Source organism: Pantoea sp. At-9b (assembly GCF_000175935.2).
Lineage (GTDB): Bacteria > Pseudomonadota > Gammaproteobacteria > Enterobacterales > Enterobacteriaceae > Pantoea.
On sequence record NC_014841.1, the window covers coordinates 280,888 to 296,136 of the forward strand.

The 15,249-nt window shown below is 55.0% G+C and carries 13 protein-coding genes; 5 read left to right on the forward strand and 8 right to left on the reverse strand.

Annotated features, from left to right (window positions below):
• On the reverse strand, positions 1–315 hold the full coding sequence (locus PAT9B_RS28605) for a PTS sugar transporter subunit IIB (RefSeq protein ID WP_013512774.1): 315 nt from the start codon (positions 313–315) through the stop codon (positions 1–3).
• 258 nt (positions 316–573) lie between these two features.
• Here PAT9B_RS28605 and PAT9B_RS28610 point away from each other — a divergent pair, with 258 nt between their 5' ends.
• The 5 genes from PAT9B_RS28610 to PAT9B_RS28630 all read left to right on the forward strand — a co-directional run bounded on the left by PAT9B_RS28610 (position 574) and on the right by PAT9B_RS28630 (position 7,442).
• Entirely contained in the window at positions 574–1,515 is a 942-nt protein-coding gene (locus PAT9B_RS28610) for a LacI family DNA-binding transcriptional regulator (RefSeq protein WP_013512775.1), read from the forward strand.
• Positions 1,516–1,540: 25 nt separating this feature from the next.
• A complete protein-coding gene (locus PAT9B_RS28615) occupies positions 1,541–2,929 on the forward strand; it encodes a Xaa-Pro peptidase family protein (protein ID WP_013512776.1) in 1,389 nt (462 codons plus the stop codon).
• A gap of 377 nt (positions 2,930–3,306) precedes the next feature.
• Complete coding sequence (locus PAT9B_RS28620) at positions 3,307–5,175, forward strand: beta-glucoside-specific PTS transporter subunit IIABC (RefSeq protein ID WP_013512777.1); 1,869 nt, start codon at positions 3,307–3,309, stop codon at positions 5,173–5,175.
• Positions 5,172–6,596 carry a glycoside hydrolase family 1 protein gene (locus PAT9B_RS28625; protein WP_013512778.1) on the forward strand — a complete coding sequence of 475 codons (1,425 nt, stop codon included), beginning with the start codon at positions 5,172–5,174 and terminating at the stop codon, positions 6,594–6,596. Before PAT9B_RS28620 ends, PAT9B_RS28625 begins: the two co-directional genes overlap by 4 nt.
• Before the next feature lie 3 nt (positions 6,597–6,599).
• On the forward strand, positions 6,600–7,442 hold the full coding sequence (locus PAT9B_RS28630) for a PRD domain-containing protein (protein WP_013512779.1): 843 nt from the start codon (positions 6,600–6,602) through the stop codon (positions 7,440–7,442).
• A 144-nt stretch (positions 7,443–7,586) separates the two neighbouring features.
• Here PAT9B_RS28630 and PAT9B_RS28635 read toward each other — a convergent pair whose 3' ends face one another.
• From PAT9B_RS28635 to PAT9B_RS28665, 7 genes are all read right to left on the reverse strand, one after another.
• Positions 7,587–9,230, reverse strand: coding sequence for a GMC family oxidoreductase (locus PAT9B_RS28635; protein ID WP_013512780.1), 1,644 nt, complete (start codon positions 9,228–9,230; stop codon positions 7,587–7,589).
• Complete coding sequence (locus tag PAT9B_RS28640) at positions 9,227–9,757, reverse strand: sugar dehydrogenase complex small subunit (protein ID WP_013512781.1); 531 nt, start codon at positions 9,755–9,757, stop codon at positions 9,227–9,229. The genes PAT9B_RS28635 and PAT9B_RS28640 overlap by 4 nt, the downstream gene beginning before the upstream one ends.
• Positions 9,747–11,156 (reverse strand): cytochrome c, encoded by a 1,410-nt coding sequence (locus PAT9B_RS28645; RefSeq protein ID WP_013512782.1) that lies wholly within the window; start codon positions 11,154–11,156, stop codon positions 9,747–9,749. Before PAT9B_RS28645 ends, PAT9B_RS28640 begins: the two co-directional genes overlap by 11 nt.
• A gap of 117 nt (positions 11,157–11,273) precedes the next feature.
• Positions 11,274–11,981 carry a hypothetical protein gene (locus PAT9B_RS28650; RefSeq protein WP_013512783.1) on the reverse strand — a complete coding sequence of 236 codons (708 nt, stop codon included), beginning with the start codon at positions 11,979–11,981 and terminating at the stop codon, positions 11,274–11,276.
• A gap of 80 nt (positions 11,982–12,061) precedes the next feature.
• Positions 12,062–13,210 (reverse strand): beta-propeller fold lactonase family protein, encoded by a 1,149-nt coding sequence (locus tag PAT9B_RS28655; protein ID WP_041526306.1) that lies wholly within the window; start codon positions 13,208–13,210, stop codon positions 12,062–12,064.
• Between the two features lie 37 nt (positions 13,211–13,247).
• Positions 13,248–13,886 (reverse strand): aldolase, encoded by a 639-nt coding sequence (locus PAT9B_RS28660; RefSeq protein ID WP_013512785.1) that lies wholly within the window; start codon positions 13,884–13,886, stop codon positions 13,248–13,250.
• An 11-nt stretch (positions 13,887–13,897) separates the two neighbouring features.
• Complete coding sequence (locus tag PAT9B_RS28665) at positions 13,898–15,205, reverse strand: MFS transporter (RefSeq protein ID WP_013512786.1); 1,308 nt, start codon at positions 15,203–15,205, stop codon at positions 13,898–13,900.
• Positions 15,206–15,249: the final 44 nt, after the last annotated feature.

Genomic DNA, 15,249 nt, shown 5'->3' on the forward strand with positions numbered 1-15,249 from the left:
TTAGTGAGCCGCCTCAATAAGCGTAAGAGCGTAATCCAGCACTTTGTCACCGCGCTGCATACCGTAGTCCATCATCTCGATCGGCTGAACCGGGACACCCGCCGTTGCCGCTTTATCTGCCAGTGTTTTCAGCATGTATTTCACCTGTGGCCCGAGCAATACCACCTGATAACGCGCAAACTGCTCGTCAAATTCGGTCACACCGTAAGCATCAATATCAACGGCCAGGCCCCGTTCCTGCGCCACCTCTTTCATCTTGCGTACCAGCATGCTGGTGGACATCCCCGCTGAACAACACAACATAATCCTGATCATCGCCATCCATCCTTTAAACATATGCCTCAATGTGGTTATGATTGGATATCATACGGAAACCGGTTTCCATGACAGGTTAAGGGAAGTGTGAGCCGCATCAATTTCTGATAAAACGGCGGTTTTTTTATTAGATTCGCATCACAAAATAGCGGCAATATGGCAGAGATTTGAACCGATATGGAAATCCGGTTTCCATCGACAGAGGAAGTCGTTATACTTCTGCTGGCTAAAGTTTGTTCAGCATTTCCGGGGAGAAAGATGTCTACGATCAACGATGTATCGCGCTTAGCCGGGGTGTCAAAAGCCACGGTTTCTCGGGTGTTGAGTGGTTCGCGTGGCGTGAAGGAAGCCAGCCGTCAGGCAGTACTGAAAGCGGTGGAGGAACTAAAATATCGGCCTAACGTCATTGCTCAGTCACTCTTCAGCCAGTCTACCGGTTGTATTGGGGTCATCTGCGCCCAGGAAAACATCAACCAAACCACGGGCTACCTGTATGCGCTGGAAAAACAACTCAGCCAGCACCAAAAACATCTCCTGTTGCGATTCGCCAATAACCAGGCCGATGTACTCCACGCGCTGGATGAGCTGAGTTGTGGGCTGTGCGATGACGTATTGATCATTGGCGCACGTTTCCCGCTCGATATTCAGGATGACAACGTGATCCTCGTCGATTGCGCCGACGCTGACCGGCCCAACAGCATCCAGTTTGATCACGCGTTTGCCGCTGAGACGGCCTGTAACTATCTGATCAGCCAGGGTAAGCGCCAGATAGCGTTGATCTATCCCGCTGTCGGCCACGCCAGCGAGCAAGTACTGGGCGGCTATAAGCTCGCGCTGGAAAATAACCTGCTGCCCTATAATCGTAATCTGGTGTTTATGGATGCGCCCTCTTCCTCGGTCGCGCTCCAGGTGTTGCTCAACAATGCCAGCACCTTGAATTTTAATGCGCTGTTGACGGCCAACGATCAGGAAGCACAACAGGTCATCACCCAGCTACAGGCTTTTAATAAATCGGTGCCCGGCGACATCATGGTGTTCAGCCTGGCGGGTTCAGTCCATTTACCCGGTATCCCCACCATCCCGGCGATTGAGTACTCCCTGGATGCGATGGCGGCCAGAGTGGTAGGTTGGTTGACGAGAAAAACCCAGGATATGCTGGGTTCGTATACGCTGCGCGGAAACTTAATCATTCCACGCTGAAACCACAGGCTTGAGGAGACGGGTCATGACGCAGCAGCAAAATTACCGGCTCACCAGGATACCGGCCCCACCCACATTCCATGATGCAACCTCGGTGGTGATCCCGGATGCCGTGATGCACCAGCGCCTGGCAAACGTGCTGGAACGTATGCACGTCCGGGGGCTGGACTATCTGGTGATCTACGCGGATAAAGAACACGGCGGCAACTTCGAGTATCTCTCCGGTTTTATCCCACGTTTTGAGGAAGCGCTGCTGGTGGTGAGCGCGGATGGCTGTCTCAGCTACATCATGGGCAATGAAAACCTCAAGCTGGTGCCGTTTGCCCGCAATCGCGGCAACTGCCTGCACGCCCCGGTGTTCTCCCTGCCAAATCAGCCGATGGACGGCGACCAACCGCTGCATCAACTGTTGGCAAGCTGTGGTATCGGCCCCACAAGCCGCACCGGGATCGTCGGCTGGAAATTGTTTAGCGCTGACCCGGCACCGTTTGATGTCCCGGCATTTATCGTGGATGCCGTGTTTCAGGCATCCGGAGGCAAGCAGCAGGTCAGCAATGCCACCGGGCTGTTTATCTCCCCACACAATGGGGTGCGTATCCGTAACAGTGCCGCTGAAGTGGCCTTTTATGAATACGGTGCCAATCTGGCGTCGGGCAGCCTGCTAAACGCATTGGACGCCGTGGCCATCGGACAAAGCGAAAAAGCGATTGGCGAGCGATTGGCCGCCGCCGGGCAGCCTAACAGCGTGATCAGCATCGCTGCCACCGGCGATCGCTTCACCCATGCCACCCTCTATCCACGGGACAAACTGATTGCGCTGGGCGACCGCTTTTCCCTGACGGTCGGCTACAAAGGCGGCCTGAGCAGCAGAGCAGCGTATGTGGCGAGCTGCGCCGACGATCTTCCGCGACAGGTGGCAGATTATCTCACACGCGTCGCGCTGCCCTACTATCACACGGTGATCAGCTGGCTGGAGCGCCTCCAATGTGGCATCACCGGTGGCGAGCTCTATCAGACAGTGGAAAACGTGTTGCCGAAGGAGACCTGGCACTGGCATCTGAATCCGGGCCATCTGGTTGCCGATGAAGAGTGGCTCTGTTCGCCGGTCAGTGAAGGGGCCACCACGGTGTTAGCCAGTGGCATGTTATTGCAGATCGATATCATTCCCTCCGTGCCGGGCTACGGTGGATGTAGCATCGAAGACACGGTGGCGCTGGCAGACAGCGCGTTGCAACAAGAGATTGCCGCGAGTTACCCGGAAGTCTGGCAGCGAATGCAGCTACGGCGGCACTATGTTGAACAAGTGCTTCATATCCGGCTGCATCAGGAGGTGTTGTTGCTGTCGAATACCGTGGGCTATTTGCGTCCGTATCTGCTGGATAAGGGTCTGGCGCTGGTGAAGGTGGAAACCTGACATCGCTGACGAACCAGGAGCCGCATACGAGAAACGATTTTCCTATTACCGGTATCTCCTTTGCAGAGGAAAACTTCATCCCTGTAGGCCTTTCATCGTCGTAACAATACAATTCTCATATGGTTAACACTTATTTAACGCCTTAACCCGGCACCCGACCACCGAGAAATGATTGCGTCAGTTCACAATTTTTATTATTAGTTATTGCCAATGTTGGCGGGCGTACTGAATACTCCTGGCGCAACATCCACATACGTTTTATTGCGGCGTGCTACTGCTTCGGCAGGCAAGACCAAAATAAAAATGCCAGCTCCAGTCTTCTCCGGAGCGCATTTTTGTTTTGGTCTTTTTTTTTGCCTTAACGAAAAGGGAAAATGATGAGTCATAACGAGTTAGCTGATGAAATCCTGCGGCTGGTCAATGGGGGCGGTAACATCCGCACCCTGACGCACTGCGCTACCCGGCTCCGGATGGAGTTTAATGATCGGGCCGCCGTAAAGCGCGAGCAGATTGAAAAATTACCCGGCGTGATCAGCGTGGTAGAACGCGGCGGGCAGTTCCAGATTGTGGTGGGCAATGACGTGCAGCGGGTATTCCGCGTGCTGGAAAAAGCCACCAGCGGCAACAAAACCACAACAACGCCCCAAGCCAAACAGGAACGTGGCGGTATCGTTTCTCGCATCATCAGCGTGATCTCCACCACCTTCACCCCGGTGATCCCGGCCATCACCGGGGCGGGGATGATTAAGGCATTGCTGGCGATCTGCAAGCTCACCGGCGTGATGAACGAAAGCAGCCCAACCTGGCAATTGCTGAATATCATCTCCGATGCGGCGTTTTTCTTCCTGCCGGTCCTGCTCGCCTATGGCGCGGCGTTGAAATTCGAATGTAACGCGATTCTGGCGATGACCATTGCCGGGGCACTGCTGCATCCAGACATTGGCAAACTGCTCGCCAGCGGCAAACCGGTGGATTTCCTCGGTCTGCCATTCCAGCTGGCGGATTATGCCGGTTCAGTGCTGCCCATCATCCTGACCGTCTGGTTGATGTCGTACATCGAACGCTTTGCCGAGCGCGTCTCACCGTCAATCATCAAATTTTTCGTTAAGCCGATGATTATCCTGTTGGTCACCGCACCGCTGGCATTGGTCGTCGTCGGGCCGTTGGGTATCTGGCTGAACGATATGGTTGCCGCTGGTGCGGTGATTATTGACCGTCATGCCAGTTGGCTGATCCCGATGCTGATGGGCGGGCTGCAACCGTTCCTGGTGATCACCGGCACCGCCTGGGCGATGACGCCGATTGCCACCGGGCAGCTGAGCAAGAACGGTTTTGAGATGATCAACGGCCCCGGCATGCTGGCATCCAACATCGCGCAGGGTGCCGCAACCCTGTGTGTGGCACTGAAGACCCGCAACAAAAACCTGCGTCAGCTCGCGTCTTCTGCTGGTTTCACCGCGTTGTTAGGGATTACCGAACCCTCATTGTATGGCGTAACCCTTAAATTAAAACGACCGCTGATCGCCGCGATGATCGGCGGCGGCTGTGCCGGTATCTATGCCGGGTTAAGCGGTCTGGTGCGTTATGCGTTCGTTTCTCCCGGACTGGCCGCGCTGCCTGCTTTCATCGGCGCTAACCCGATGAACATCGTGCACGCCTTGATCACTTGTGTGATTGCGATCGTGGTCACCTTCGCGCTGACCTGGGTCCTCGGATTTGACGATATTCCCGATGCTGACACCCCATCCCCTGCCAGTGCTCCGGTTCCGGTGAACCTGAAGCCCGGCACCATCATCAGCCCGCTGCGCGGGGAAATGGTGCCGCTGGCTGCCGTGAAAGATGATGTGTTCTCCCATGGTTTGCTCGGCCAGGGCGTCGCTATCCGCCCCGAGGAAGGTGTATTGCGCGCCCCGGTAAGCGGCAAAGTGATGACCTTTCTGCCCTCCTGTCATGCGGTTGGCCTGATGAGCCACGACGGTATGGAGGTGCTGGTGCATATCGGTCTGGATACCGTGGCGCTGGGCGGCCAGCATTTCAGTTCGTCCTTACAGGTGGGTGACGACGTTCAGGCGGGTGATGAGTTGGTGCGCTTCGATTTGGCAGCGATTGCCGCCGCCGGATACGACCTGATCACGCCAGTGGTGGTGATCAACAGCGATGAATATGCCATCACCATGGCTGCCGCTGCGCCAGTGGATTTCGGCCAGCCGATTATGGAACTCAGTCTCAGGGAGCAGGCAGCATGATTTATCAGACGCAAGCCGCATTCCCTGACGGTTTTCTCTGGGGCGCTTCCACCTCGGCTTATCAGGTGGAAGGTAGCTGGGACAGCGACGGCAAAGGCCCGTCAGTGGTGGATATGTTGACCCATCCGGCAGGCAAGGCAGATTTCACCGTCGCCAGCGACCATTATCAACGCATGGAGAGCGATGTGGCGTTGTTCGCGCAACTTGGTCTGAAAGCCTATCGCTTCTCCGTTGCCTGGACGCGGGTGATCCCCGACGGGGAGGGTGAGGTTAATGCGGCAGGCCTGGCCTTTTATCGCCGCCTGGTGGATACCTTGTGCGCCCACGGCATTGAACCGATCGTCACGCTGTACCACTTCGACCTGCCCTGGGCGCTGGAGGAGAAAGGCGGCTGGCTGAATCGCCATACCATTGATGCCTTTGTGCGTTATGCCGATGTGCTGTTCAACGCGATCGGCGACAAGGTGCGTTACTGGCTGACGATTAATGAACAGAACACCATGATTCTGCATCCCGGCGCGATTGGTACGCCGCCGGGATGCACCTTACCGGATAAAAAGTCACTCTATCAGCAAAGCCATCACATGCTGGTGGCACAGGCACAGGTGATGCAGCGTTGCCATCAGTTACTGCCTGAAGCGAAAATCGGTCCGGCGATTAACACTACCTCAATGTATGCCGCCACCTGTCGTCCCGAGGACGCCATCGCCGCACATAACTGGGAAACGCTGCGTTGCTGGAGTTTTCTTGATGTCGCGGTTCATGGCCGCTATAACGCCCTCGCCCTGCGCTATTTACAGGATCGCGGCCTTGCGCCGCAGATATTGCCGGACGATGCGGCGCAACTGGCCGCCGCGCGCCCGGATTTTGTTGCCATCAATTACTACTCCACCGCCACCATTGCCGCCAGCCGGGGGGACGCGTCCGATGTCGCGCCACGTGCCGGCGATCAGCAGATTATGTTAGGCGAACCCGGAGTGTACCGACCGGAGGAGAACCCGTACACCGCCAAAACTCCTTATGGCTGGGTGATTGATCCGGTGGGGCTGCGTTTAACGCTACGCAAGGTGTGCGAACGCTATGGTCTGCCGGTGATGATCACCGAAAACGGTATCGGCGCGCCCGATACCCTGGCCGCAGACGGTACGATCGATGATGGCTATCGCATCGACTTTCTGCGTCAGCATATTGAACAGATCCAGCTGGCGCTGGCGGATGGTGTTGAGGTGATCGGCTATTTCCCCTGGTCGGCGATTGATGTGGTCAGTACCCATCAGGGCTATGCGAAACGCTATGGTTTCATTTATGTTAATCGCCACGAGCAGACGCTGAACGATTTACGGCGCATACCAAAACGCAGTTTTTACTGGTATCAACAGGTTATCGCCAGTAACGGACACCAATTACAGGACACCCGTTAGCAGATGAAGGTCATTAAAGTCCTGAACAACAGCCTGGTGCTGATCGAGGATGGCGACGGCAAAGAAGCCATCGTGATGGGTAAAGGAATTGGTTTTAACAGCCATGTCGGCGACCTGATCCCACGGGAAAAAGTCGAGAAGTTGTTTATGGTGCAGGAAAACCTGCCCGGCGCGGAGTATCTGAATGCTTTCGCGGCGATGCCGGAGGAGGTTTTCCAGATGACCGCACTGGTGATGCAGATGGCGCAGCAGGGGCTGAGCCATCCGCTGCGCCCGCAAATCTTTTTTACCCTGACCGACCACCTGATGTTCGCAGTGGAACGCAGCCGCAAAGGGATCATGCTGCAAAACCGCGTGTTGTTTGAGGTACAGCGCTTCTGGCCGGTGGAATTTAACCTCGCGCAACAGGTGGTTGTGCAACTCAACAGCCAATTCCAGCTCGACTTGCCCCCTGAAGAGGCGGGTAATATCGCCTTTCATTTGGTAAATGGTCAGTCTGAGCACAGCGACACCAGCCAGACGCTACTGGCGATGCGTATGCTGAAAGATATCTTTAATATCATCCAGTACCACGCCTGGATCACCATCGACACATCTTCGCTGAATTACTCACGCTTTCTGATCCATATGCAGTTCTTTATCCAACGGATGTTTGCCGGGCAACTCAACCACAGCCAGGGCAATGCCCTGCTACCACAAATCATCCGCCAGCACCCGCGCATGCACCGCTGTGCGTTGGTGATCAACGATTATGTGAAAAAAATGCTGGAGGTCGAGATGACGGATGATGAGCTGCTGTGGCTGATCGTCCATCTGGTGAGGATTGCAGAGGCACCGGCGGATTAATTGAGGAAAGTTGGAGCATTACAGAAAAGAATTTTGATTCCCCTATGACTCATTAACCGACTTAATGGCTTATATAAAACCCAAAAATTCGTTAAGAATTGTTGAGCACCTCCTGGCCAGGCAGGTGCTCAGTCCTAACTTATATCAACTCTCCTGCATCGACTTCAGCATATGGTCCGCCAGACGCAAACTCAGCGCCGCGCCGGTCAGGGTCGGGTTCATGCAGGATGCCGAAGGCATCACGCTGGTACCTGCAATCCACATATTCGGGTGATCGTGGGTACGGCACTGGCTGTCCACCACCGAGTTCTTCGGATCATCACCCATAATGGTGGTCCCCATAATGTGCTGTCGATCCTGATACTTGGTATCAATCGACAAAATCTCCGCATTCAGCAGCTCAGCAAACTTGTGGAAATCCTTGATGCCTTCATCCTTTCCGGCATGCCAGTAATCGGTCACGCTGTAATAAATTTCCGGCAGCGGAATACCGATGGCATCCTTTTTGGTTTTGCTCGGCGTCACGCGGTTTTCCGGCAGTGGCAAGGTCTCAAAATCGATAGCGAAGTTGAGTGAACGTGCGGACTGGCGGCGGATTTCTGCGTCGAGTTTCGAACCAAGTACCCCTTTCTCGATCAGTGATGCTGCGTAATCGGCGGTCGGTACGGTGTTACGCACCTTGATCTTGTAACTGGGGAAATCTTTGCGGAATGCGCCATCGCGATTATTCAGATAAACCAGCAATTCGGTTGGACCCTGCCCCGGCCAGACATCTTCCGACAGCATCACGTTCATGCTGATGCCGGTGTGTCCCATCAAATTGCGTCCGACCTGGTCAGAAGAGTTGGCAATGCCATTGGGATACTTTTCTGAAGTCGACATCAACAACAGTTTCGGCGATTCAATGCCGTAGGCCGCCAGCACGAAGTAATTCGCCGTCAGATGATGTTCGGAACCATCCGGCTTTTTATACCAAACGCCGGTGATCTTGCCGTCATCCGCCGCTTCGATGCGATACACCACCGAGTTATCCAGCAGCTTCGCCCCGAGGCGCTCGGCTTCATCAATGTGCATGGAACCATCGTACTTGGCAGCAATCGGGCACACCGGGTTGCAGTTGTTGTTACCGGCACACATCGGGCGTTTGCCCCAGGGTTTGGTCGCGCGACCATTCGGCTCCAGAACCGGGTTATACCCCCCTTTGCCAAGCATGTCGCTGAGACGATCAAACAGGTAGCTGGTTGGCAGCCCTGGCATCGGGAACGGTGTGGAACGCGGCGGCCAGGCGTGCCCGCCTTGCCCGCTTTCATCCTGTCCATCCACGCCGGAAACGCCCAGTTCATGTTCCGCTTTGCCGTACCATGGCTCCAACTCATCGTAGCCAAACGGCCAGTCACGCCCCCGGCCATACAGGCTGTTGAGTTTGAAATCATTCGGGATCATGCGCCACAACGCAGAACCAAAGTGCCAGGTGGTACCACCAACGACACGCAGGTATTTCGTCGGGTACTTCACCGGCCCAACCTGTTGCAGATAATCGCCATAGGTCGAGGGAATATGCGGTGGATTCGGATACGGCGAACCCACACCCTGCAATTTAATGTTGGTCAGTGACATCTTAAAGGGTGAGTTACGGAAACGCTCCACGATCTCCTGACGTGACACCCGCGGCCCCGCCTCAAGAATGATCACTGATTTGCCCGCTTTCGCCATCTGGGTCGCAATCAGGCCGCCCATCACTCCTGATCCGATGATGATGACATCGGCATCAACTTTTTGTGCACTCATGCGTGTTCTCCTGTTGTTGCCACCTGACCGTTTTGTGTCACTGCCCAATAGAACGGGCCGCCGCCGTAGGTCGGCACCACGAGGATATCTTTGGTTGGCAGGTACATCATGGCGTCGGCATAGGCGATCAACTCCAGATCGCTGCCGTTGCCCACCACGCCGGTGTACCAGGCAGAAATGATGGTTTTGGCGGTTTGCCAGTCGCTGTTGTCGGCGGTGAAGGCGGCGAGGAAATCATCAATATGAGAGAAATGACGCTGTTGCAACAGGGTTTTCAGGCTACTGAGTTTCTGGCTGAACTGTGCGTCATGGCGTGTCAGTGCCTCGTAATAGCGCTGTCCCAGCAACGGGCCGCACGGACGGCTGACGAGAAACTGCGACACCTGGAGAAAGCCCGTATCAGCCAGTTGTTCTGCCGCCAGTGCCCGCGCCGGAAACAGTGAATTGCACATCGCGCCGAGTGACAGGATGCCCATCCCTTGCAGCAAACGGCGGCGGGAGATGGCGGAAGTGTTGTTATGCGCCATGTTTTTTCCCCCTGCGCGCAAGTGAAATCAGAACCACCAGCAGAATAATCAGCACAATGGCTGCGCCGCCCCAGACTGCGGGCTGGGCCAGACGAGCAATCAGCGGACGCTCACCGCCTTCACGCACGGTTTTGACCTGCTCAGCCGTCACGTTCAGCTTGTCGTTGCCAAAGTTTTTCAGGACATAATTGCTGACATCGGCGATCTGCTGATCGGTCAGACGATCGGTAAACAACGCATCCGGGCCAAAACCTGGCATATCGATGTCTTTACCGTCGACCTGACGATGCACGCCGTAAACGATGGTGGCGATCAGGTTGTCAGCCTGGGGAGCGCCGGTGGTGGTGTTATGGAACAACGAAGGATAGATCGTGTTGCCGGAACCGTCCGCCTGATGGCAGTTGGCGCAGGTGCTGCTGTAGACCTTCCAGCCCGCATCCGGATCTTTCACCGCACGCTGCAAGGCTTCAGTGGTGGCCGGTTGGCCGATATTGTCGCGAGACTGGCTGACCGGTTGACTCACCGCCGGAATCTGGCGCAGATACGCGACCATCGCCTGAATATCGTCATCAGACAAATGTTGCAGGCTATGCTCAACCGCTTCAGCCATCGGCCCTGCGGCCTGGGCTTTGCCGGCCACGTGACCGGTTTTCAGGTACTGCGCGATTTGTGCATCGCTCCAGTTGCCGATACCGGCGTGTTTATCCGGTGTGATATTCGGCGCATACCAGCTACCGAGACTGCCCCCACTCAGGGCCTGATCGTTATTCTGCCCCATCAACGCATTACGCGGCGTATGGCAGGTGTCGCAGTGTGCCAGCGCATTCACCAGGTAATCACCGCGATTAATTTCAGCGGATTTACTGGCATCAGGTATGAAAGGTTTGGCATCCGCGAATAGCATATTCCAGAAGAACATGCTTGAACGAATATTAAACGGGAAGGGCAAATCTGTTTGGGCTGGCACATTATCGTCAGCTTTCACGCCGTGCATAAAATAAGCGTACAGGGCATGAATATCGCTGTCGGTTATTTTTGCATACGAGGTGTAGGGCATCGCCGGATAAAGATGCTGCCCCTGTTTATTAATCCCCTCTCTGACCGCTCTGGCAAAATCCTGTTCGGTATAATCACCAATTCCCGCTGTTTTCGATGGGGTGATATTGCTGGAAACGATATTTCCGAGTGGTGAGGAGATAATATATCCCCCCGACATTTCTGCACCGTGATCGGGTGCGGTATGGCAGGCCCCACAGTCTGCTGCAATAGCCAGATACTTGCCTTTCGCAATAAGCGATGCAGAGTCAGCCGCACTTTCAGCATGGGCTGAAAATGTTGCAGACATCAGAATGCTCAACGCGAAAGGCAGACAACGCTGTCTCACCTTTCTTGCCTTCATTGTAATTGCTTCCGGTAAATAATTATTCGTGTTATTAAAATAAGAAATGCACATCTGTAGCAATGCCACAGATGTGCAGGTTAACAGATTGTAAATCTATACAAAATACAAACGGTGCTATAACAGTTCGTAATCATTAAAAACAATATTTTCACCACTGGCCGCCGTTAAATCGACCTTACCCGGTTCGGTTAAAAACGCGTCACCCGGATGGACCCAGAGTTCTTTTACCCGGTTGGCATGGGTTGAATCGGCTATCAACACCCGTCCTTCGGTAAAGAACACCCGCACACCCGGCCCATGCTGGGTGTATTCGCCGGTGCTTTCTCCCGGTTTCAGGGTCACCTTCCAGCCTTTAACGGTCTTCTTATCCAACACCTGCTGGAACGCCTCGTTTGACGGACGAGTCGCACCGCCAAAATGCTGTGGTCCCGGGATATTGATTTCAAACGCCACCTGATGATTAACGTTATTTCCGGTGTTGGTCACTTTATCCGTATCGGATTTACCCTGATGTTCACCGAACTTCACGTTGCCGGTTTTCATTGCTGTATTGTTGGCGGGTTTGTCCGGATAGGCGATTTTCACCGGACTGCCTTCAATGTGAGTATTGACGTAATCCAGATGTTGTTCGTGATAAAGCGTGGAATGTCCGGGTTGGATCAGCACGCGCATCACCGTGACATACTTATTTTCCAGAATAACGTGATGCAGTGGTTCAAGATCGGTGGCGACGACTTTTTCCGCTGCATTGGCTTGCACACTACCGGCCAGAATGGCAGAAGATAATAAGGCGTTCAGTAACGTCTGACGAATTTTAGGCATGACGACTCCTTTATTTAACGCATAAATATCATTCAAAGTCAGGTGAATGAATAACGTACCATGATGCGAGCGCGCGATATTTACTCAACAATCGTGACCCAATTCGCCCCTTTTCCGGTTGGCACACGCTCGATTAATGTCAGTCTCCCGGTCTTTTGATCAATAGAATACAACGCCACCTGGCTTGATTTCTGTCCAGACTCGATCAAATAACGACCAGAATTATCAATAGCAAAGCCACGCGGTTGAGTTTCGGTCGGCGTGCTGTTAATCAGCGTCAGCCGCCCATCAAGCGGAGAAACACGGAAGGCGGTGATATTGCTGCTGGTTCGTTCGGTGGAATAAAGAAAACGACCGTTCGGCGTGATGTGAATATCTGCTTGCCACAACCGGGGTTTGGCGGAGTTCGGCAAGTCGTCGTCCCCGGTAAGCGGACGCGCCTCACCCCGTTGCATGTTGCGGGCAATGGCCGGATCGAGCGACGGTGTCGCTTCATGTTCGGTCAGGGTACCATCCTGATTCAGCGTCAGGCGGGAGATATTGCCCGCCATCTCGGTGAGTAAATACAGGTTTTGCGCGCCCTGCTCATCGCGCTGCGGCGCGAAGACAAAATGACGTGGGCCGGTGGCCGCTTCACGCTGAATATTCACAAACGAAGGGGTGTTAGGCGTCACCTTGCCGCTGTGACTGTCAAAACGATATTGCAGCACTTGATCCGCCCCGAGTAACGGGACAAACAGGAACTGATTGCTGGGATCGGTTTGAATCGAATGCGCCCGCTTCCCGGTATGCACCACCTGCACCGGGGCGCTTTCCACTTTGCCGTCGCTGGCAATACGATTGACGCTGAACAGGTCGCCACCGTAAGAAGAGGACAGCAGAAAACGGCCACGCTTATCCAGCGCCAGATACGCCATTGCTTCCGGCAGTGGGGTATCAGCAAAATGGCTCAGGGTGCCATCCGGCTGAATATGCCAGGCCGACACACGATAAGGCTGACTGCGTACCGACACGTAAAGTGTCTTTTTATCGTTGGATACCGCCATTGGCATACTTTTCAGACCGGTGGGATACTCACCGATCGGTTTCAGTTGATGCTGTGCCTTATCCAGCGTATACGCCGTCACCGTTCCGCTGTCGCCATTCGAAACATAAACATAGGCGTTTTCCTGCGCCATCACAGTGGTAGCCAATAACATCATTCCTGCGGCCATGACTCGCTTTTTCATTTTTTATCGTCGCTTGTTGTAGGGTTCAGAGAAGGTGTTACCAACGGGTGCTGAAGTGCTCGCACAATTCCCGCACCGCCTGTTCCGGCAACGCTGTCGGTTTCGTGGCGCAGTTCAGCCACAGCCGCGCCGTTTCCTCCAACTCTTCCAGCGCGAAGCTGGCGGCGGAAACCGATCCACCCCATATCACCGGTCCGAGGCGCTCCAACATCACGCCGCGCACCTCGTTAGCCAAACCAGCAACCTGCTCCGCCACGTCAGCATGGCCCGGACGACGATAGTCGATCAGCGGAATACGCCCGACTTTCATCACCTGATACGGGGTCAGCGGTGGCAGAATGCTGTCGCGCTGCCAAACACCCGCCAGTGTCAGTTGCACCAAATGGGTAGAATGGGTATGGACTACGCCGTGCGCTGCCGGATTGCGGTCATAAATCTGACGATGCAACAGCAGCGTTTTCGAAGGCTTATCACCAGAAACCCATTCACCGTCGCGGTTCACCTTGGCAATACGCGCCGGTTCCAGGTGTCCCAGACAGGCATCGGTTGGGGTGATCAGCCAACCATCTTCCAGACGGGCGCTGATATTGCCTGCGGTACCGGTGGTGTAGCCACGGGTAAACAGATCAGCCCCGACCTGGCATATCTCTTCGCGTAACGACTGTTCATTTTGCATAGGTTTTCTCCTCACTCGCTCGCCGTGGCAACGACAGGCGATTCACTGTGGGTGTTGATGGGAAGCGGTTCCAGTTTGCCGAGCACGAACATAAAGGTCAGTGCGCCGAGCACACAGATGCCACCCGCGACCAGCAACGGCACGACAAACGAGCCGTGGCTCAGGGTGAGCATGATGCCGGTAAAGGACGCGGTCACAATTCCGGCGAGATTACCGGCGAAGTTCTGAATGCCGCCGAGGGTGGCAACATAGTTACTGGCGGGTGCCACGTCAGCAGGCAAGGTCCAGATATTGGCGGCGGTGAACGCCAGGCCAGCATAGGTGATGGAGAACAGCGTCAGGATCACCGTGATGCTGTCGGTAAAGGCAGCAAACGCGATCACGCTGGAAAGCAGCATGCCGGTGATCAGGCAGGTTTTGCGTGCTGCCGTCAGACTCAGGCCTTTACGATAAAGGGCATCGGAGACAATGCCGCCAAGTAAGCTGCCAGGGATCCCCATCAACGCCGGGATAGCCCCCAACGTGCCCAGCTCTTTCAGCGAGAAGCCATGCGCCATGGTCAGATAAGTCGGGAACCAGGTCACGAAGAAATAGGTGGCGAAGTTCATGCAGAAGAAGCCAATCATCATCCCCCACACATTGCGATGGCGGAACAGTGACCACATCTCAATCTTGCCGTTGTTCTGCGCAACGGGTACCGCGCGGTCTTCCAACAGGTTTTGCCGCTCGGTCTCATCCAACCCTTTCATCTCTTCCGGCTCGCGATAAAACAGCAGCCAGATAGCCACCCATACTAACCCCAAGGCTCCGGTCACCACGAAGGAGGTTTCCCAGTCCCAGGTACTGATTAACCAGGCGACCAGCGGCAGTGCGATGGCGCTACCGGCGCGCGGACCGGCGTCAAAAATGCCGCTGGCGGTGGCGCGTTGTTTTTTAGCAAACCAGCTGTAGACCACTTTGACGCAGCCCGGATTCCCGCCCGCCTCACCGATGCCCAATGCCAGGCGAGCGGCGAAAATGGAGGTGAAACCTTTGCCAAAGGCGGTGAACACCGTGAACAGCGACCACCAACCCACGGCGAGCGCCAGTCCGGCACGTGCGCCCAGGCGGTCAATCAGGCGACCGGCCGGGATCTGCATCAGGGCATAAGTCCAGAAAAAGGCACCGAGGATTAACCCCATGCTGGTGTCGTCGATTCCCAGGTCGGCTTTGATGTGTGGCGCGGCGATCGCCAGATTGATACGGTCGATGTAATTGATAGCGATGGCGAAAAAGCAGAACACGATCATCAGCCAGCGAATTCGTGGATATCTGCGCATGGTGAATTCCTTTATGATTTATTTATGGGTTACAGGAGGTTTTG

Excerpts from the sequence above, each read along its gene's own strand:
- PAT9B_RS28605 (WP_013512774.1), bottom strand. The coding sequence starts at position 315 with ATGATCAGGATTATGTTGTGTTGTTCAGCGGGGATGTCCACCAGCATG.
- PAT9B_RS28610 (WP_013512775.1), top strand. The coding sequence starts at position 574 with ATGTCTACGATCAACGATGTATCGCGCTTAGCCGGGGTGTCAAAAGCC.
- PAT9B_RS28615 (WP_013512776.1), top strand. The coding sequence starts at position 1,541 with ATGACGCAGCAGCAAAATTACCGGCTCACCAGGATACCGGCCCCACCC.
- PAT9B_RS28620 (WP_013512777.1), top strand. The coding sequence starts at position 3,307 with ATGAGTCATAACGAGTTAGCTGATGAAATCCTGCGGCTGGTCAATGGG.
- PAT9B_RS28625 (WP_013512778.1), top strand. The coding sequence starts at position 5,172 with ATGATTTATCAGACGCAAGCCGCATTCCCTGACGGTTTTCTCTGGGGC.
- PAT9B_RS28630 (WP_013512779.1), top strand. The coding sequence starts at position 6,600 with ATGAAGGTCATTAAAGTCCTGAACAACAGCCTGGTGCTGATCGAGGAT.
- PAT9B_RS28635 (WP_013512780.1), bottom strand. The coding sequence starts at position 9,230 with ATGAGTGCACAAAAAGTTGATGCCGATGTCATCATCATCGGATCAGGA.
- PAT9B_RS28640 (WP_013512781.1), bottom strand. The coding sequence starts at position 9,757 with ATGGCGCATAACAACACTTCCGCCATCTCCCGCCGCCGTTTGCTGCAA.
- PAT9B_RS28645 (WP_013512782.1), bottom strand. The coding sequence starts at position 11,156 with ATGAAGGCAAGAAAGGTGAGACAGCGTTGTCTGCCTTTCGCGTTGAGC.
- PAT9B_RS28650 (WP_013512783.1), bottom strand. The coding sequence starts at position 11,981 with ATGCCTAAAATTCGTCAGACGTTACTGAACGCCTTATTATCTTCTGCC.
- PAT9B_RS28655 (WP_041526306.1), bottom strand. The coding sequence starts at position 13,210 with ATGAAAAAGCGAGTCATGGCCGCAGGAATGATGTTATTGGCTACCACT.
- PAT9B_RS28660 (WP_013512785.1), bottom strand. The coding sequence starts at position 13,886 with ATGCAAAATGAACAGTCGTTACGCGAAGAGATATGCCAGGTCGGGGCT.
- PAT9B_RS28665 (WP_013512786.1), bottom strand. The coding sequence starts at position 15,205 with ATGCGCAGATATCCACGAATTCGCTGGCTGATGATCGTGTTCTGCTTT.